This window comes from Pseudarthrobacter sp. ATCC 49987 (assembly GCF_009928425.1).
Lineage (GTDB): Bacteria > Actinomycetota > Actinomycetes > Actinomycetales > Micrococcaceae > Arthrobacter.
Genome location: NZ_JAABNS010000001.1, coordinates 2437880 through 2455707 on the forward strand (window position 1 = coordinate 2437880; position 17828 = coordinate 2455707).

Genomic DNA, 17828 nt, shown 5'->3' on the forward strand with positions numbered 1-17828 from the left:
CCGGCGTCAGTCACGTACGGCGGCACGCCGCCCGCGGCGCCCGGCCGGCGCCGGTTCGAAGGCACCGGCGGGGGCGACGGCGTCGACCTGCGGCCGTGCTCCGGCGTCGACCGCGGTGACGGCGGGGGCTGCCTCTCCCCCGGCTGCGCCGCGGCCGCGCGTGGTCATCCCGGTCGCCTTGACGACGAGTACCGCGATCAGCGTGGTGACCGGGATGGCCAGGACCAGCCCGACGGACCCGACGAGGGTGCGGATCACTTCCTCCGAGAGCTCGGCGCTGGTCAGTGCGTCCCCGAGCGGCCGCTCGTACAGCATCACCAGGATCAGCACGGGCAGCGCGGCACCGGCGTAGGCGAACGCGATGGTGTAGACCGTGGAGGCGATGTGGTCCCGGCCGATCCGCATGGCGGAGGTGAACAGCTGTCGGGCGGACGTCTCAGGGGCCAGTTCCCACAGCTCCCAGACGGCCGAGGACTGTGTGATGGTGACGTCGTTCAGGACGCCGAGGCCGGAGATGATGAGGCCGCACAGGATGATGCCGGAGATGGAGATGTTGTCGGAGATATTCGCGAGGGTGGCGGAATCGTGGCTCCCGACGCCGGCGAGGTTGGCGGCGTCGGTGGCCCACGCCGCCAGCAGCGCGGTGATGGCGAGCCCGAACATGGTGCCCAGCAGCGCCGTCGAAGTCCGGGCGGAGAAGCCGTGGGCGAAGTAGAGCACCCCGATCATGATCACCGTGGACCCCACCAGCGCCAGCAGCAGGGGCGGTTTGCCTTCCACGAGGCCGGGCAGCATAAAGCTGACCAGCACGCCGTAGGCCCCGACCAGTCCGATCAGCGCGCGCAGCCCGCGCCAGCGCGCCACTGCGATCACGACGACGGCGTACAGCACCGCGAGGAAGATGATGGGCATGGTCCGGACAAAGTCGACGAAGACATAGGCCGGCGTGCCCTGGGCGGCGGCGCCCGGGGCCTTGGAGAGGTTCAGGTAGCGGATGTTGTCGCCGGGCTTCACGCCGTGGGATTTGGCGACGTCGGGGTTGATGACCACTTTGACGGGGTTGCCGCCCTTGTCCGGGTCCGTGAACGCAAAAGTGCACTCCGCCCCCTGTTGCGGGGCTGCGTCCACGGCGGCCTGTCCCTGCTGGGTGCCGTCCATGCAGCTGCCGGTGACAACGCGCTGGATCTTCCCGGTGTCGAAGGTGACGCCGGGCGCGGCGGCGTAGGGGCTGGCGAGCGTGATGCCTTCTTTGCTGCCCGAGGGCCACAGCAGCGCCATCGCCACGAGCGTCAGCAGCGTCAGCGGGATCAGGATGGCGGCCAGGATCAGGTTGGCTTTCTTCCGGGCGGCGAGCGCCAGGGGCGTCGGATCCGAGTGCCCTTCCGGGGTGTGTGAATGTCCGGCGCCCATCAGCAGTTCAACCTCATGCCGAAGACTTTACGGCGTTCCGCCGCCTCCTGATGACGCGGCGCCGTCATGACGCATGACGGCACCCCCGCGCACAGCAACCGGCACACGGCAACCGGCCAACCCCAATCTTTCCAGGGCACCGCTCCGAATGTCCTGTGGGCATGTCCCCCTGCGAACCGGTTGTAGTGCACCGTCCTCAGGGGAACAGCTTGAACTGCGGGCACAGCGCCCTATGGTTGGAAATGACGGACGAGACGTGGAGGATACGGCGTGGCCATACGCAAGATAGACGACCGCGGACCTGGGGTGGCAGGCCCCGGGGCAGCCGCCAAGGCCGTGTTGAGCATTGCCGGAGCCTCCGGGGAAACCCGGGGAGTCGCCCTGGTCCTGCACGGCGGGCGGTCCAACAGCTTCGAATCGGTGCGCGGCAGGCACCTGAGCCCGGCCCGGATGCTGCCCTTCGCCCGGGCCCTCCACACTGGCGGCGGCCCCCACGGCCTGGCCGTCTGGACCCTCCGGAACCGGTACCGGGGCTGGAACGGGGCGGACATGTCCCCTGTCCAGGACGCCCAGTGGGCGCTCTCCCACATCAGCCGCGAACACCCCGGGGTCCCGATTTACCTCCTCGGCCACTCGATGGGCGGCCTGACCGCACTCTGCGTCGCCGACCACCCCCAGGTGGAAGCCGTCGCCGCCCTCGCGCCCTGGCTCAGCGCCGAAACCCCGGTGGAACGCGTGGCCGGCCGACGGATCCTGATCGTCCATGGCACCGACGACCGCTGGACCAGCCCCGCGAACTCGCTCGCCTACGCCCGCCGGGCCGACGGCGTCGCGGAGTCCGTGGACTACGTCGCCCTCAAGGGCGCCGGTCACTTTATGTTCCGCCGGGTGGGCCTGTGGAACTCACTCGCCAACGGCTTCATCCTCGACGCCTTCGCCGGAACCTCAGGGCGGGACCTCAAGGGCAGCGCCGGCTCGTTCCGCAGCCTCATTCCGGCCGCCGGCGCCAGCCTCCCGGTGGTGCTGTGATGCCGGAGCTCAGTGTTTTCCCGGCTGGGGCCTTCCCGTTGGGGGCTTTCCTGGCCAGCCTCCCGTGGGTGGCGGTGGGTCTCGCCGTGCTGCTGGCCGTCACTTTCGCCGTCGCCGTCCGCCAGAGCCGCCACTCAGTCATCGACACCGTCTGGGGCCTCGGTTTCGTCGTCGTGGCCGCCATCTCCTGGTTCCTCTCGGCCGGACACGGCGACGGCGGCCGCCGACTCCTGCTGCTGGCACTCGTGGCGGTGTGGGGCATCCGCCTCGCCCTCCACATCGGCCTCCGGGCCCGCGGCGGGCACGAGGATCCCCGCTACGTGGACATGCTCTCCTCCGCCCCCGGGTCCCGCAACACCTATGCCCTACGCAAGGTCTACCTGCCCCAGGGCGTGATCCTGTTCTTCGTCTCGCTCACCGTCCAGGTGGGGATGTTCAGCACCGGAAGCCTGGGCTGGCTGGCGTGGCTGGGCGTGTTGTCCTGGGCCGTAGGGTTCGTTTTCGAGACAGTCGGCGACTGGCAGCTGGCGCAGTTCAAGGACGATCCGTCCCGCCGCGGCACCGTGCTCAACACGGGGCTCTGGCGGTACACCCGCCACCCGAACTACTTCGGCGACGCCGCCGTCTGGACCGGGATTTTCCTGATCGCCGCCGATTCCTGGCCGGGGGTCCTGACGGTCCTCTCCCCCGCCCTGATGATCTGGCTGCTCGCCGGCAAGTCCGGCAAGCCGCTCACCGAGAAGGCCATGTCCGCCCGCCCCGGCTACAAGGAATACGTCGAATCGACGTCGGGCTTCCTGCCGCTGCCGCCCCGCCGTCCCCGCAACGGCGGACAGCAAACGGGCAGCCGCCATCCGGGCGGGCGCTGACGTGCCCTGGCGGCCCCGGCCCAACGACCGCTTCTACCGCGTCATAGTCCGCACCGGGCTGGCATTACGCCGGCTGTTCCGGATCCGGGTCATCGTCACCGGACAGGAGCACCTCCCGGCGCCGGAGTCCCGCGGCGAGGGCCCGCACAGCCCGCCCCACGGCTCGTCCCGCGGCGTGCTCCCGGGCCGGGGAGCCGTCGTCGCCATCACCCACTTCGGGTACCTCGACTTCGCGTTCGCCGAACTCCTGCTGTGGGGGCACGACAGGTCCCGGATGCGTTTCCTGGTCACGCAGGGTGCGGCCGACCACTGGTTCGCCGGCCCCGCCATCATCGCCGCCGGGCACGTCGTCGTCGGGTACGGGACAGGCTCCCACGCCTACGACGCCGCCGTGCAGAAACTCCGCGAGGGCGAGTACATCGCGATCCTGCCGGAGGCCGGGGTCAGCCGCAGTTTCCGGGTGCGCGAGTGCAAGACCGGCGCCGTGCGGATGGCCGCCGAGGCAGGGGTGCCCATCATTCCCGTGTCCGTCTGGGGCGCCCACCGGCTGATGACCCGCCATCACGGTTTCTCCCCGGCCCGCGCCTGGCGGGCCCCCGTCCGGATGCACGTCGGCGAACCGGTCCAGGTCCACCCGCCCATGGACACCCAGGCCGCCACCGAATCGCTGCGCGAAACCCTCCAGGCCGGCATCGACGCCTGCATCGCGGACTTTCCCCTGGCGCCGGCCCCGGGCGCGTGGTGGATGCCGGCGGGGCTTGGCGGCGGAGCCCCCACCGAGGAAGAGCGCCAGCGGCTGGACGAGGCCGAAGGCCCGCGGCGCGCGGGCGGCCGACGCCGAAGCCCGGATACCGCGATCGTCTTGACTAAGCTCCATCGGGTACAAAATCGCACTCAATGGAGAGGTACTCCTCTGTGGCAAACACAGTCCTGACGAAAAGCGGCATCGGCGAAGAACGCGGTCTCGCCCGAATAGCCCAACGGATGGCAGCCTGGACCGGGAAGTGGTTCCCTGACGCCTACATCTTCGCCCTGGCCGGCGTCATCATCATCGCTGTGGCCGCCCTGGCCATCGGCGCCTCGCCCCAGTCAATCGCCGATTCCTTCGGCAACGGTTTCTGGGACCTGACCGCGTTCACGCTGCAGATGGCCATGGTGGTGCTGACCGGCTACGTCGTGGCGACCTCCCCGCCCGTGGCCAAACTGATCAACCGGCTGGCCCTCATCCCTGCCACCGCACGCACCGCCGTGAGCTTCGTGGCGCTGATGTCGATGTCGGTCTCTTTCCTCAACTGGGGCCTGAGCCTGATCTTCGGCGGCCTGCTGGCCCGCGCCATCGCCCGCCGCAAGGACCTGACCGTGGACTACCGCGCGCTCGGCGCCGCAGCGTTTATGGGCCTCGGCGCGGTCTGGGCGCTCGGCCTGTCCTCCTCCGCGGCGCAGCTGCAGGCCACCGCCGCGTCGCTGCCGCCGGCCCTGCTGAAGATCACCGGCATCCCGGACTTCGGCACCACGATTTTCACCTGGCAGTCACTGCTGACCCTGGCCATCCTGATGGCCCTCACCACGGTGATCGCGCACTTCTCGGCCCCCCAGGGCGGGTCAATCCGCACCGCAGCGGACCTCGGCGTCGACCTCGACGACGAACCGAGCGAACCGGCGCCGCGCTCCCGCCCGGGCGAATGGCTTGAATACAGCATGATTCTGCCGATCCTGGCCGGCATCCTGACGCTGGGCTGGCTGGTCTCGCAGTTCCTGACCAAGCCCTTCCTGACCGTGGTGAGCAGCCTCAACGGCTACCTGCTGGTGTTCCTGATCCTGGGCCTGGTGCTGCACGGCACCCCGCGGAACTTCCTCCAGGCCGTCACCAAGGCCGTCCCGGCCACCGCCGGCATCCTGGTCCAGTTCCCGCTCTACGCCGCGATGGCCGCGATCCTGACCAAGGCCACCGGCCACGGCGGCATGACCATCTCAGCGCACCTGGCCGAGTTCTTCTCGGACATCGGCAGCGGCGGCGGATTCGCCGTCGTCATCGCGCTGTACACGGCCCTGCTGGGCCTGCTGGTCCCCTCGGGCGGCGGCAAGTGGCTCGTCGAGGCGCCGTACGTCATGCAGTCCGCCGCCGATGTCCAGATGAACCTCGGCTGGACGGTGCAGATCTACAACATCGCCGAAGCCCTGCCGAACCTGATCAACCCGTTCTTTATGCTCCCGCTGCTTGCGGTGCTGAAGCTGCGGGCCCGCGACCTGGTCGGCTTCACGTTCCTGCAGTTCGTGTTCCACCTGCCGGTGGTGCTGCTGCTCGTCTGGCTGCTCGGAGAGACGTTCGACTTCGTTCCGCCGGTGATGCCGCCGGGCAAGTAGCTGCAAGCGCAACTGACCCGCAGCTGTGGCCGTTTTCACGCTTCATAACGGCCACAACTGCGGGTCAGTTGGGTAAAAGGGCTTTACGCCGGGTCGGAGACCACCAGGGTCTCAGCGCCCTGGACGCGGGCCTTGCCGCTCTCCAGCAGAGGCTCGACGACGGCGCGCAGCGCCTCCATCGAGTCGTCCAGTTCCAGCAGAACCGGGTGCTGGAACGCAATCAGCGCCAGCAGGTCCCGGACCGCGGCCTGGGCCTCGTCCGCGGAGAGTTTCGGATCATGGCCCAGGAACACGTCGGTGGGCTGGCCGGCGGGCGCGCCCGCACCCGCCGCGTTGTCCCCTGAAGGGGCGAGTTCCGCGTAGCTGATGGCAAAGGCCTCCAGCCGGCCCTTCCTGCTGGCGGGCACGCCCTGGCCGAAAGCGCTGGCCTTCGGGGCGCGCAGCACAATCGCGCCGTGTGCCCCGCTGAGCTCGTCGAGGAACAGCCGCTGGACCGTGGCAATGCTGAGCTCGCCGGGGCTGTCCCAGCCGTGCACGGCCGTGTAGTACCGGCCCACGACGTCGCTGAGCTCCACCGAACCGGTGGCCAGGTCCTCGACCTGCTCGGACGCGGCAGCCTCCGAACCGTCGCCGAAGACGGGCAGCTTGAGCGCGCCGGGCTCGACGACGACCAGCCGGGACCGCTGGATCGGGGCCAGGCCTGCCGCCTCGGCGAAGGCCGCGCCGGGGGTGCCCGGCTCCACCTTGGTCCGGAGCCGGGTGACGCCCGACGGCGACTGCGCCGCCTCGTGCCGCAGCATGGTCAGCAGCGTGGAGCCGACGCCGGTGCGGCGGTGGAGCCGATCGACCTCGACATAGGCCCAGAGCCGTTCCGGATGCAGCGAGGCCTCGTGGACCACTCCGGCAGCGACCGGGATGGCCACGCCGTCGACGACGTCCTCGGCCACGATGCAGCGCCGCCACGGCGCGTTGCCCGACGGTGCCAGCGTGCCGCGGAACTGCCGGGCCTGCTCGGTTTCGGGCCCGCCCCAGATTTCGAGCAGGGCGAGGTCATCGCCGTCGCGCCATTCACGGTATGCGATCGCCATGGTCAGGCGCCGATCAGCCGTGCGGCCAGGTAGCCCTCCACCTTGTCCAGGGAGACGCGTTCCTGGCTCATGGTGTCGCGTTCGCGGATCGTGACGGCCTGGTCATCCAGGGTCTCGAAGTCCACGGTGATGCAGAACGGGGTGCCGATCTCGTCCTGGCGGCGGTAGCGGCGGCCGATCGCGCCGGCGTCGTCGAACTCGATGTTCCAGTTCTTGCGCAGCTGGGCGGCGAGGTCCTTGGCCTTCGGGGACAGGTCCTCGTTGCGGCTCAGCGGCAGCACGGCTGCCTTGACCGGGGCCAGACGCGGATCGAGCTTGAGCACGGTGCGGATGTCGACGCCGCCCTTGGCGTTGGGGGCCTCGTCCTCGGTGTATGCGTCGATCATGAACGCCATGAAGGAACGGGTGAGGCCGGCGGCCGGTTCAATCACGTACGGGGTGTAGCGCTCGTTGGTGGCCTGGTTGAAGTAGCTCAGATCCTGGCCGGAGGCCTTGGAGTGCGTGGAGAGGTCGAAGTCGGTGCGGTTGGCGATGCCCTCGAGCTCGCCCCACTCGGAGCCATGGAAGCCGAAACGGTATTCGATGTCCGTGGTGCCCTTGGAGTAGTGGCTGAGCTTCTCGAGCGGGTGCTCAAAGAAGCGCAGGTTCTCTTCCCGGATGCCGAGGCCGGTGTACCAGGACATCCGCTCCTTCATCCAGTACTGGTGCCACTGCTCGTCGGTGCCGGGTTCGACGAAGAATTCCATCTCCATCTGCTCGAACTCACGGGTGCGGAAGATGAAGTTTCCCGGGGTGATCTCGTTGCGGAAGGACTTGCCGATCTGGCCGATGCCGAACGGGGGCTTCTTGCGGGACGTGGTGAGCACGTTGGAAAAGTTGACGAAAATGCCCTGGGCCGTCTCGGGACGCAGGTAGTGCAGGCCCTCTTCGCTGGCCACCGGGCCGAGGTAGGTCTTGAGCAGGCCGGAGAATTCCTGGGGCTCGGTCCATTCGCCCCGGGTGCCGCAGTTGGCGCAGGCGATGTCCTTGAGGCCGTTCTCGGCGGGACGGCCCTTCTTCTCCTCGTATTCTTCCTCGAGGTGGTCAGCGCGGTAGCGCTTGTGGCACGAGAGGCACTCGACCAGCGGGTCGGAAAACACGTCGACGTGGCCGGAGGCTTCCCAGACCTGGCGGGGCAGGATTACGGAGGAGTCCAGGCCGACGACGTCTTCGCGGCCGCGGACCACGGACTGCCACCACTGGCGCTTGATGTTTTCCTTCAGCTCGGCGCCGAGGGGCCCGTAGTCCCAGGCAGAACGCGAGCCACCATAGATTTCACCGGCCTGGAATACGAAACCCCTGCGCTTGGCGAGGGAAATGATCTGGTCGAGGACGGATTTTGCTGCCATGGGAACTCCACTTTCTACAGGGCCGCTGGGTGCGGTCCGCGGTCTCAGCCCCGGGGACCCCGGCTGGTTGCCGGACGGGGCACTACAAAACGCAAAACTAAACGCAAAACAAGCTGACGCAGCAGGCACACGGCCGAGCAGAGGTGCTCAATGTTGGCGGTGCAGGACGCTGCGTCTCCTAGCCTACCGGCCCGTTGGTCCCCGGCGCCGCCGGCGGTGGATGGCCCCGGCCGCGTCAGCGGCCCCGGCGCAGGGCGCCCCGGGGCCAGGGCAGGCTCGCGAGCACAATCGCTCCAAGGGTCAGCAGGGTCCCGAGCACGGTGGGCAGCTCCACCACGGTGCCGGGTCCGGGGAACGCCAGGTCGAGCCCCAGGGAGCCCAGCAGCTGGCCCGCGATCATGCCGAGTCCGGTCACCAGCACGCCCAGGCTGCGGACCAGCAGGGCACCGACGCCGATAAAGACGCAGCCCAGGGGTCCACCAAGGTAGTACCACCACTGGCCCGGCAGCGCGTTGCCGGGCCCCGCGACGGCGATCTTGACCAGCCAGGCGGCCCAGAGCAGGACCGCGCCGGCGATGAAGTTCATCAGGGTCGCCGCGATGGGGGTGCCGTAGTGCACCGCGGCGGTGCCGTTCATGGCCTGCTGGAAGCTCATCAGGAAGCCGGCCAGCACGGGAAGGATCACCGGGACCAGCAGCTCCGCCGGCCCGGCTCCCGCGCCGGAGAACCGCGGCGAGACGGCCCAGGCGACGGCGGCGACGGTCAGGATGCTGCCGATCACCCGGATCCCGGTGATGGATCTCCTGCCGGCCGGTCCGATGCCCATCCGGTCCACCAGCAGGCCGCTGAGGGTCTGTCCGGTCACGGTGGCGACGGTGAACAGTGCGACGCCCAGCAGGCCGATGGTGAAGGACTGCGCGAAGACGAAGAACCCGCCGATGCAGCCGGCCAGCAGGTAGTAGGGCGGGAACCGGCGTTCCCGGACTGCCGGCAGGATCCGCGCCAGCCCGGCCCGGCCTCCGGGCAGCGCGAGGGAAATTACGGTCATCAGCACCAGCCCGGTGGTGAAACTCACCACGGCGGCAGCGATCCCGTCCGCGAGCGCCGTCCCGAGGGCGCCGTTGATCCTGCCCTGCACGGGCATCAGCAGCCCCGCGGCCACTGCGAGGGGCAGCCCGGCGAGGAACGGGAGCCTGGGTGTGTGCGTCATTGTGCCACCTTTCGTCAGGCATCATTGCTTGTATGAGCAACCCGGAAATTGAAGAGATCCCCATCCGCGACAACATGATCCGGCTCGGTCAGGTCCTGAAGCTGGCCAGCCTGGTCGAGGACGGTGTGGAGGCGGCGGAGCTGATCAAGGGCGGACTCGTCAAGGTCAACGGTGAGATCGATGAGCGCCGCGGCCGCCAGCTCCACCACGGCGACACTGTCACCGTGAATGGCCGGACAGTCCGGATCAGCACTCCCGCCGGAGCCTAGGCCCGGAGTTGGACGCCGGGCGGAAGCCGCCCGGCGTCGTGCGGTTACGTGGTCAGCACCCCGTGGGTGAGGAACTCGGAGACGTGCCCGATTTCCTGCTGGTTGATGCCGTGCCACATCCCGGTGTAGAGGACCTTGGTGAGCTTCACGTGCTTGCGCACCCAGCCCATGGTGTACTCGACCTTGTCCGGCGTGATCACCGGATCCTGCTGGTCACGGCCCCAGAACATCGGCACCGTTCCGTCCAGTTCGGCGTCGCGGAAGCTGGGGTCCGCGCCGGCGTCGACCGCGAAGCCGGACAGCCCGACGACGGCGGCATAGTCAGCGGGGCGCCGCCGCAGCAACGTGGTGGCCAGCGCCATTCCCATCGAGAAACCCAACAGCGTCACGGAGGGGTGGTTCGGCCGGACCGAGTCGAGCCAGTCCTCCACATACGAGGCGGCGTCCTTGACCGCGTCGAGGGAGTAGCCGATCGACGCCGTCAGCGGGAACCATGTGAAGCCGGGGCCGGAAACCATCGGGGCACGCAACGAGGCCACCACAAACTCCCCGGGCAACAGGTCCGCCAGGCTCAGGAGGTCCCGTTCGTTGGCGCCGTAGCCGTGCAGCAGGACCAGGAGCGGCTTGCCGGCGCGCTCCTCCTCGGGCTTGGACCATAGGACAACGGGGGCGGGGAAGGCAGCGGCTTGAGTCATGGCTCCATTCTTACAGTTACCCGGAAGTAACAACTTACGGTGGCGTAGCTTTGCAGGAAGAGTGCACCATATGAAGGTGAATGAACCCGAGGCCATCGAGAACTCCCCCGACAACGCCGTCGCCCACCCCTGGACCCGTTACGTGGCCATGGGTGACTCCTTCACGGAGGGCATCGGTGATCCCGAGCCGGCGAGTCCGGGCGGACACCGGGGCTGGGCGGACCGGGTGGCCGAGGAGTTGAGCCGCGGGCACGAGGGGTTCGCCTACGCCAACCTGGCCGTCCGGGGCCGGCTCCTGCAGCAGATCGTGGACCAGCAACTGGCACATTGCCTGTCGCTCCGGCCTGATCTTGTGACATTGTCCGCCGGCGGGAACGACCTGATCCGCCCCGGCGGGGATCCGGATGCCCTGGCCGAGAAGCTGGACTCGGTAGTGCAGATCCTGAGCCTGGCCGGTGCCACGGTGGTCCTCTTCAACGGTCCCGACACCGGCTCGTCCGTGCTGGGCCGGGTCCGCAGCAAGGTGGCCATCTACAACGAGAACCTCCGCACCATCGCGGCCCGCCACGACGCCATCATTGCGGACATGTGGTCGCTGCGGCAGCTCAATGATCCGCAAATGTGGGATGCGGACCGCCTGCACTTCTCGCCGCTGGGCCACCACACGATCGCGGCCATGGTCCTGGACTCCCTCAACGTCGAGCACACCCTGGAGCCGCTCTCCCCCAAGCCCCTGCCGCCGCGCAGCTGGCGGCAGGCCCGGTCCGGGGATCTGGTGTGGGCGCGCGAGTACTTTGTGCCGTGGGTGGTCCGCCGGATCCGGCACCGTTCCTCCGGCGATGGCGTCACGGCCAAGCGCCCCCTCCCGGGGCCGGTGTTCGGCCCCGGGATGCCGCTGGGCTCGGGCGAAGGCCCGCCCGGCGCCGGGGAACCCGTCCCCTCCTGAGCGGCGCCGGCCGGCCGGCCCGGCACTGGCGGCCACGGGCTACCGGGCACTGTGGACAGGGTGTGGGCGTTAGTCTGGAAGGACACTTCCTGAGAGGCCCGGTACCGTGAACAGTCTGTTCTTTTGGATCATCGTTTTGTCATTCCTGATCCCGATGGCGATGCGCTATTACAAGAAGTCGGTGCGCGGCCGAAACCAGAACCAGGGCATGACCGGCGGGCCGGAGCAGTCCGGGCAGTTCCCCGGCGACACCCCCGGAGGCGGTGCCGGAAACTACCCGGGCCAGCAGAGCAAGCAGCCGCGTGACGGTTTCACCCAGCGGGACTACTACGGCGGATTCGGCCAGCTCGGCGCTCCGCAGCAGCCCATGCCGCCGGCAAACCAGCCGTACCCGGGCCAGCCGTATCCGGGCGGGCAGTCCTACCCGGCCCCTGTCCCCTACGAGGACAGCCCGGAGTACCCCGGCAACCGGCCCTTCCAGCAGCAGGATCCGCAGCAGTTCAACGGCGGCCAGTCCACCCCGCCGCAGCCCAACAATCCGCAGCCGGCAGGCCCGGCGGTGCCTGCTCCGCCGTCGGCCCCGCAGGGCTTCCGGGCGCGCAAGCTCGCGGAACTGGACCAGCGGTACAGCGAGGGCGAGCTGTCCATGGAGGACTACATGGCCCAGCGCGCGGACATCATGAAGGGCTAGCGAAGTCGACGTCGGCCGCGTTGACCGTTCCTGCCTTCCTCCCGGGGGCCCGGTGGTACTGCCAGTACAAATTGGTGTGGGCCACCACCAGCTCAGGCGGCGGCGCGCCAAATTCGCTCAGGTCCTCGGTGGTGTGCGCGTCCGCGACCAGCATGACGTCGTAGCCGCGGGTGATCCCGCCGTGGAGCGTCGAACGGATGCACTCGTCGGTCTGCGCGCCGGCCAGGAAGAAGCGGCCGATGCCGCGATTGGCGAGCACGGACTCCAAGTCGGTCGCCTCGAACGCGTCGCTGTACTCCTTCGGCACGAGCGGCTCCGAATCGCTCCGCACAAGCTCCGGCACATACGGCCAGCCGTCGCTGCCGCGCGGGAGTTCTTCGCCGCTGTGCTGCACCCAGACGACGTCCACGCCGGCGCCGCGCGCTTTCTCCACGAGGGCGGCGATGGTCGCGATGACGTCGTCGCGGCGGTAGGCATCCGCGACGACGCCGAGCTGCATGTCGACGACGAGCAATGCCGTGTTGGGGCGGTTGACGAGCGTGGTCACAATGCCTCCTGGAGCCGGGGTGTCCCTGGCTGCCCACTCTAGTCCCAAGGCTCCAACCAACGCGGGGTCATCTACGGCCCATTCCGCCGGGCGGATGGGCCGTAGATGACCCCGCGTTGTTTTGGTGGGGGGGTGTCAGTCGACCTGGGGGAAACCGAGGTCGATCACCGAGGTGGACGGGTCCGGCCAGCGGGTGGTGACCACCTTGCCGCGGGTGTAGAAGCGGATGCTCTCCGGGCCGTACATGTGGGTGTCGCCGAAGAGTGAGTTCTTCCAGCCGCCGAAGGAGAAAGTCCCCACGGGTACCGGGATGGGCACGTTCACGCCCACCATGCCGGCCTCGACGTCGAACTCGAACTGGCGTGCGGCGCCGCCGTCGCGGGTGAAGATCGCCACGCCGTTGCCGAACTCGTTGTCGTTGACGAGCCTGACGGCGTCCGCGTAGGTCTCGACACGGACCACGGACAGGACCGGGCCGAAGATCTCGTCGTCGTAGACCTTCATGCCGGGCTTGACGTGGTCGACCAGGCTGACGCCGATGAAGAAGCCGTTGGAGTCGAACTTCTGCTCCCGGCCGTCCACCACCACGGTGGCGCCTTCCTCGGCCGCGCCGGCGACGTAGGAAGCAACCTTGTCGCGGTGCTCCGCGGTGATGAGGGGACCCATCTGCGAGGCCGGGTCGGTGCCGGGCCCGATCTTCAGCGTCCCCATCCGGGTGGTGATCGCCCCGACGAGCTCGTCGGCGATGTTCCCGACGGCGACCAGGACGCTGACGGCCATGCATCGCTCGCCCGCGGAGCCGTAAGCGGCGGAGACGGCGGCATCGGCGGCCATGAACAGGTCCGCATCCGGCAGGACCACCATGTGGTTCTTCGCACCGCCCAGGGCCTGCACGCGCTTGCCATGGTCGGCGGCGCGCTTGTAGATGGACTGGGCGATGGGCGTCGAACCGACGAAGCTGATGGCCTTGACGTCGGGGTGTTCGAGGAGCACGTCGACGGCCTCCTTGTCGCCATGGACGACGTTGAGGACACCGGCCGGCAGGCCGGCCTCGGCGAAGACCTGGGCGATGAAGATCGCGGAGGACGGGTCCTTTTCGCTGGGCTTGAGCAGCACTGTATTGCCGCAGGCCAGGGCGCTGCCGATCATCCACAGCGGCACCATGGCCGGGAAGTTGAACGGCGTGATGCAGGCGACGACTCCGACGGGCTGGCGCACCGAGTGGACGTCGACGCCGCCGGCGACCTGTTCGGAGCGTTCACCCTTGAGCGCGTGGGACAGCCCGGTGGCGAATTCGATGTTCTCCAGGCCGCGGGTGATCTCCCCCTCGGCGTCCGAGAGGACCTTGCCGTGTTCGCTGGTCAGCAGGGCGGCGAGTTCGGGCCGGCGCTGCATGAGCAGTTCACGGACCTTGAAGAAGATGGTGGTGCGCTTGGCGAGGCTTGTGGCGCGCCAGCCGGGCAGGGCGGCGCGGGCCGCCTGGATGGCCTCCTCGACGCGGGATGCGGAGGCGAGGGCGACCTCTTTTTCCTGCTCGCCGGTGGCCGGGTTGAAGACGGGACCGTAGCGCTCGGCGTCGGAAATCAGGGCGCCGTTGATGAAGTGCGGAATGCGTTCCATGGGGTGGGTCTCTTTCTAAAGGATGCGGGGGGCTTACTTGGCGGAGTCGAGGGTGCCGTCGACCAGCTTGACGATCGCGGAGCAGTCCATGCCGGAGTTGCCGGAGTCGATGAGGCGCTGGAAGAGCTGCTGGACGTGCTCGCCGATTTCCAGCGGGGTTCCGGTGTCCCGCGCGGCGCTGATGGCGAGTCCGATGTCCTTGTTGGCCAGCTCGGTGGTGAAGGTGGGGGCGAAGTCGTTGTTCGACGCCGCGGTGGGCACGACGCCGGCCACCGGGTACCAGGTGCGCAGCGCCCAGCTGTCGCCGGAGGATACGGAGGCGATGTCCCAGAAGACCTGCTTGTCCAGTCCGAGCCGGTCGGCCAGGACAGCGCCTTCCGCGGTCGAGGCCAGGTTGATGAAGAGCATGAGGTTGTTGCAGATTTTCGCGGCCTGGCCGGTGGTGGCGCCGCCGGTGGGGATGATGTTGGCGGCCATCGGCCTGATATATTCGGTGGCCTCGGCCACCGCGCCGGTCTCGCCGCCGATCATGAAGGTCAGGGTGGCTGCCTTGGCGCCGCTCATGCCGCCGGAGACGGGGGCGTCGACGAAGCGGAACCCGGCGGCAGCAGCGGCGTCGTGCAGGGCCTGGGCGGAGGCGATGTCGATCGTGGAGGAATCCACCAGCAGCGTGCGCGTGTCCGCATGGGCCAGGACGCCGTCCTCGCCGAGGTATACGGCGCGGGCGTGTTCGCCCTTGGGGAGCATGGTGAAGACGACGTCGGCGCCGTCGACCGCTTCGGCGATGCTTCCGGCGGGCTTGACGCCCCCGGCGGTGGCGGCGGCAACGGCCTCGGTGTTGAGGTCGAAACCGCGGACGTCGTGGCCTGCCTTGGCGAGGTTCACCGACATGGACCCGCCCATGTTCCCCAGTCCGATCCAAGCGATTACTGCCATGGCATAAGCTCCTTTGCTTTGCGTCGTGCGTGCGTCCTGCTGCGGCTGCCGTGGGCAGCCCGTGATCCGGCCGTGCGCCGGATGTTCCGTGTCCAGCATCACACCCTGCTACAGTGCAATCAAGGCAAAAAACTACAGATGGTATGTGCATGGATGCACATGCCGGGATCCAGAGGAGTCATGGTGGATTTGAGGCGGCTTCCAAGTCCGGATGACTTGCTCATCCTGCTGACCGTGGCCCGGCTGGGCCGGTTCAACGCCGTGGCGGAAACCCTCGGCACCACCCACACCACCATCTCCCGCCGGATCCTGGCGCTGGACAAGCAGCTGGGCGGGCGCACCCTCGAGCGGAGCCCGCACGGCTGGGAACTGACGGACCTGGGCGGCGAGGCCGTGGCGGCCGCCGAGGCGATCGAGGGTACGCTCGGTGCGCTCACGAACCGGATCGCACACTCCGAGGACGTGCTCTCGGGCCTGGTCCGGATCAGCACCCCCGACGGGTTCGGCGCCGAATTTGTCGCTCCGGCGCTCGTCCGGCTGCAGCGCCAGCATCCGCTGCTCAACGTTGAAATGCTCAGCGCCACGCGGAAGGTCAGCCAGAACCGCTCCGGCGTGGACCTCGAAGTGGTGGTGGGCAATCTCGACGTCAGCAACGCGCAGCCCATCTTCCTGTCCAACTACTTCCTCCGGCTCTATGCCAGCCCGCAGTACGCCCGGGAACATGGCCTGCCTGTAACGCTTGACGACGTCCGGCAGCACGGTTTTGTCTCCTACGTCGAGTCGGCCCTGCAGGTGGCCGAACTCGGCCACCGCTCCACGCAGCTTCCCGTCCCGCGCTCCAGCTTCCAGGCCACCAGCATCTTTGCCCAGCTGGAGGCGGTGCGCCGGGGCGCCGGGATCGGCCTGCTGCCCAACTTCCTGGCGGTCGGCGACCCCAGCTTCCTGCCTGTTTTGCCGGACGACTTCCAGCGGCAGCTACCGATCTGGGCGGTGGCCCGTTCGGAATCGTTGCGCTCGGCCCCGGTGCAGGCCGTGCTTGAGGCGGTCCGGACCGAGATCTCCGACCGCCAGGCGGTCCTGGCAGGCTGAACGGGCTGCAGCGAGAAGCGGTCCGGGGGCACTTTGACACGGACACGCCGCGGACAGTGGACCCAAGGGCCGGAATCGTGCTCAAAGGCGCCCCGGACGGCGAACGGGCACACATCAGGGCGCCCACCTGAACCCAAAAAGAACGGCCCGGGCCGCCCGCATTGCGGGGACCCGGGCCGTTCTTTTTTGGGTGTTACTTTTTGGGTGTTACTTCTTGGGGTTACTTCTTGCCTGTTACTTTTTGCCGGCGGCGAGCAGGTCCGCAGTGCCCTGGGCATCGGCGGCGTCGACGTCGTGCAGTGACACTCCGCGGGTTTCCTTGAGGAAGTACACCGCCACCATGGTGACCAGGCAGGCGCCGAGCAGGTAGATGGCCACCGGGACGGAGGACTTGAACTGGCTCAGCAGGGCGACGGCGATGATCGGGGCCATGGAACCGGCCACGATCGAGGTGACCTGGTAGCCCAGCGAGACGCCGGAGTAGCGCATCCGGGTCGGGAACATCTCGGCCATGATGGCCGGCTGGCCGGCGTACATAAGCGAGTGGAACAGCAGACCGATGGTGATCGCCGCGAGGATGACGAGGTCGTTCTTGGTGTCCATCATCGGGAAGGCGAAGAAGCCCCAGGTGCCGCCAAGGACAGCACCGGCCATGTAGACCGGCTTGCGGCCGAGGTTGTCGGAGAGCTTGCCGACCATGGGGATCACGGCGAAGTGGATTGCGTGCGCCACCAGCAGCAGGAGGAGGATGCGGGCGGTGTCCGTCTGCACGATGACCTTCAGGTACGTGATGGAGAACGTGACCACGAGGTAGTAGAGGATGTTCTCCGCGAAGCGCAGGCCCATCGCGGTGAAGACGCCACGCGGGTAGCGGCGGAACACTTCGCCGACGCCGTAGCCCTTCTTCTCGACGGTGACTTCCTTTTGGGCCTCCAGGAAGATGGGGGCGTCCGTGACCTTGGTCCGGATGTAGTAGCCCACCAGCACGATCACAGCGGAGAGCCAGAACGCCACGCGCCAGCCCCAGCTGAGGAAGTCGGCCGAAGACAGCACAGAGGACAGGGTGAACAGCACTGCCGTGGCCAGCAGGTTGCCCAGCGGGACGGCCGACTGCGGCCACGCGGACCAGAAACCGCGGGACTTGCTCGGGCTGTGCTCGGCCACGAGGAGGACAGCGCCGCCCCATTCACCGCCGACGGCGAAGCCCTGGGCGAAGCGCAGGAACACGAGGAGGGCCGGAGCCCAGTAGCCGATCTGCTGGAAGGTCGGCAGGCAGCCCATCAGGAAGGTGGAGACGCCCACCAGGATGATGCTGAGCTGGAGGAGCTGTTTGCGGCCGAACTTGTCGCCGAAGTGTCCGAAGACGATGCCGCCGATGGGACGGGCAACGAAGCCGACAGCGTAGGTGAGGAAGGCTGCAATGATGCCGTCCAGTTCCGTGCCGGAGTTGGGGAAGAACGTCTTGCCGAAGACAAGGGTGGCCGCGGAGGCGTAGAGGAAGAACTCGTACCATTCGACGACGGTTCCGGCCATGGAGGCCGTTACTACTTTTTTGAGGCCGGACGTCTTGACGTCGGTCTCTTCTGCGCGCCTTGCGGCCGCGTTTTCCGTGCTCATTTCGACTCCTTTGGCGTCGTCGTCGACGCCTCGTGGACCATTTGGGAGGAGGGCGCTTGT

At 68.3% G+C, this 17828-nt stretch carries 17 protein-coding genes; 8 read left to right on the forward strand and 9 right to left on the reverse strand.

Annotation, left to right across the window (positions count from 1 at the left end; translation table 11 throughout):
• Window positions 1-6 precede the first annotated feature (6 nt).
• Window positions 7-1410 (reverse strand): YibE/F family protein, encoded by a 1404-nt coding sequence (locus GXK59_RS11470; RefSeq protein ID WP_160666873.1) that lies wholly within the window; start codon window positions 1408-1410, stop codon window positions 7-9.
• A 276-nt stretch (window positions 1411-1686) separates the two neighbouring features.
• On the opposite strand from GXK59_RS11470, the gene GXK59_RS11475 reads away from it, so the two are divergent.
• From GXK59_RS11475 to GXK59_RS11490, 4 genes are read left to right on the forward strand one after another with little or no spacing between them, the layout of a single operon-like run.
• The gene (locus tag GXK59_RS11475; RefSeq protein WP_237394002.1) at window positions 1687-2439 is read left to right on the forward strand and encodes an alpha/beta hydrolase; all 753 of its coding nucleotides are present in this window, start codon (window positions 1687-1689) and stop codon (window positions 2437-2439) included.
• Window positions 2439-3308, forward strand: a complete 870-nt coding sequence (locus GXK59_RS11480; RefSeq protein WP_160666875.1) for a DUF1295 domain-containing protein — start codon at window positions 2439-2441, stop codon at window positions 3306-3308. Before GXK59_RS11475 ends, GXK59_RS11480 begins: the two co-directional genes overlap by 1 nt.
• Window position 3309: 1 nt before the next feature.
• Entirely contained in the window at window positions 3310-4242 is a 933-nt protein-coding gene (locus tag GXK59_RS11485) for a lysophospholipid acyltransferase family protein (RefSeq protein WP_160666877.1), read from the forward strand.
• Complete coding sequence (locus GXK59_RS11490; RefSeq protein ID WP_237393867.1) at window positions 4224-5672, forward strand: short-chain fatty acid transporter; 1449 nt, start codon at window positions 4224-4226, stop codon at window positions 5670-5672. The genes GXK59_RS11485 and GXK59_RS11490 overlap by 19 nt, the downstream gene beginning before the upstream one ends.
• Window positions 5673-5755: 83 nt before the next feature.
• Here GXK59_RS11490 and GXK59_RS11495 read toward each other — a convergent pair whose 3' ends face one another.
• The 3 genes from GXK59_RS11495 to GXK59_RS11505 all read right to left on the reverse strand — a co-directional run bounded on the left by GXK59_RS11495 (window position 5756) and on the right by GXK59_RS11505 (window position 9358).
• Window positions 5756-6760 (reverse strand): GNAT family N-acetyltransferase, encoded by a 1005-nt coding sequence (locus GXK59_RS11495; RefSeq protein WP_160666881.1) that lies wholly within the window; start codon window positions 6758-6760, stop codon window positions 5756-5758.
• 2 nt (window positions 6761-6762) lie between these two features.
• A complete protein-coding gene (locus GXK59_RS11500) occupies window positions 6763-8148 on the reverse strand; it encodes a glycine--tRNA ligase (RefSeq protein ID WP_160666883.1) in 1386 nt (461 codons plus the stop codon).
• Window positions 8149-8383: 235 nt separating this feature from the next.
• Window positions 8384-9358 (reverse strand): DMT family transporter, encoded by a 975-nt coding sequence (locus GXK59_RS11505; RefSeq protein WP_160666884.1) that lies wholly within the window; start codon window positions 9356-9358, stop codon window positions 8384-8386.
• Window positions 9359-9390: 32 nt separating this feature from the next.
• Here GXK59_RS11505 and GXK59_RS11510 point away from each other — a divergent pair, with 32 nt between their 5' ends.
• Window positions 9391-9627, forward strand: coding sequence for an RNA-binding S4 domain-containing protein (locus GXK59_RS11510; RefSeq protein ID WP_160666886.1), 237 nt, complete (start codon window positions 9391-9393; stop codon window positions 9625-9627).
• 44 nt (window positions 9628-9671) lie between these two features.
• Here the strand turns inward: GXK59_RS11510 and GXK59_RS11515 are convergent, their stop codons facing one another.
• Complete coding sequence (locus tag GXK59_RS11515) at window positions 9672-10322, reverse strand: alpha/beta hydrolase (protein ID WP_160666888.1); 651 nt, start codon at window positions 10320-10322, stop codon at window positions 9672-9674.
• 70 nt (window positions 10323-10392) lie between these two features.
• On the opposite strand from GXK59_RS11515, the gene GXK59_RS11520 reads away from it, so the two are divergent.
• Entirely contained in the window at window positions 10393-11268 is an 876-nt protein-coding gene (locus GXK59_RS11520) for an SGNH/GDSL hydrolase family protein (RefSeq protein WP_160666890.1), read from the forward strand.
• A gap of 106 nt (window positions 11269-11374) precedes the next feature.
• Window positions 11375-11959, forward strand: coding sequence for a hypothetical protein (locus GXK59_RS11525; RefSeq protein WP_160666892.1), 585 nt, complete (start codon window positions 11375-11377; stop codon window positions 11957-11959).
• Here GXK59_RS11525 and GXK59_RS11530 read toward each other — a convergent pair.
• From GXK59_RS11530 to mmsB, 3 genes are all read right to left on the reverse strand, one after another.
• Entirely contained in the window at window positions 11946-12554 is a 609-nt protein-coding gene (locus GXK59_RS11530; protein ID WP_443094283.1) for an isochorismatase family protein, read from the reverse strand. The genes GXK59_RS11525 and GXK59_RS11530 overlap by 14 nt on opposite strands.
• A gap of 87 nt (window positions 12555-12641) precedes the next feature.
• Entirely contained in the window at window positions 12642-14126 is a 1485-nt protein-coding gene (locus GXK59_RS11535) for a CoA-acylating methylmalonate-semialdehyde dehydrogenase (protein WP_160666894.1), read from the reverse strand.
• Window positions 14127-14159: 33 nt separating this feature from the next.
• On the reverse strand, window positions 14160-15062 hold the full coding sequence (gene mmsB, locus GXK59_RS11540) for a 3-hydroxyisobutyrate dehydrogenase (RefSeq protein WP_160666896.1): 903 nt from the start codon (window positions 15060-15062) through the stop codon (window positions 14160-14162).
• A 189-nt stretch (window positions 15063-15251) separates the two neighbouring features.
• On the opposite strand from mmsB, the gene GXK59_RS11545 reads away from it, so the two are divergent.
• Window positions 15252-16151: a LysR family transcriptional regulator gene (locus GXK59_RS11545; protein ID WP_160669119.1), complete on the forward strand. Its 900-nt coding sequence runs from the start codon at window positions 15252-15254 to the stop codon at window positions 16149-16151.
• 234 nt (window positions 16152-16385) lie between these two features.
• Here GXK59_RS11545 and GXK59_RS11550 read toward each other — a convergent pair whose 3' ends face one another.
• Window positions 16386-17768, reverse strand: coding sequence for an MFS transporter (locus tag GXK59_RS11550; RefSeq protein ID WP_160666898.1), 1383 nt, complete (start codon window positions 17766-17768; stop codon window positions 16386-16388).
• Window positions 17769-17828 lie beyond the last annotated feature (60 nt).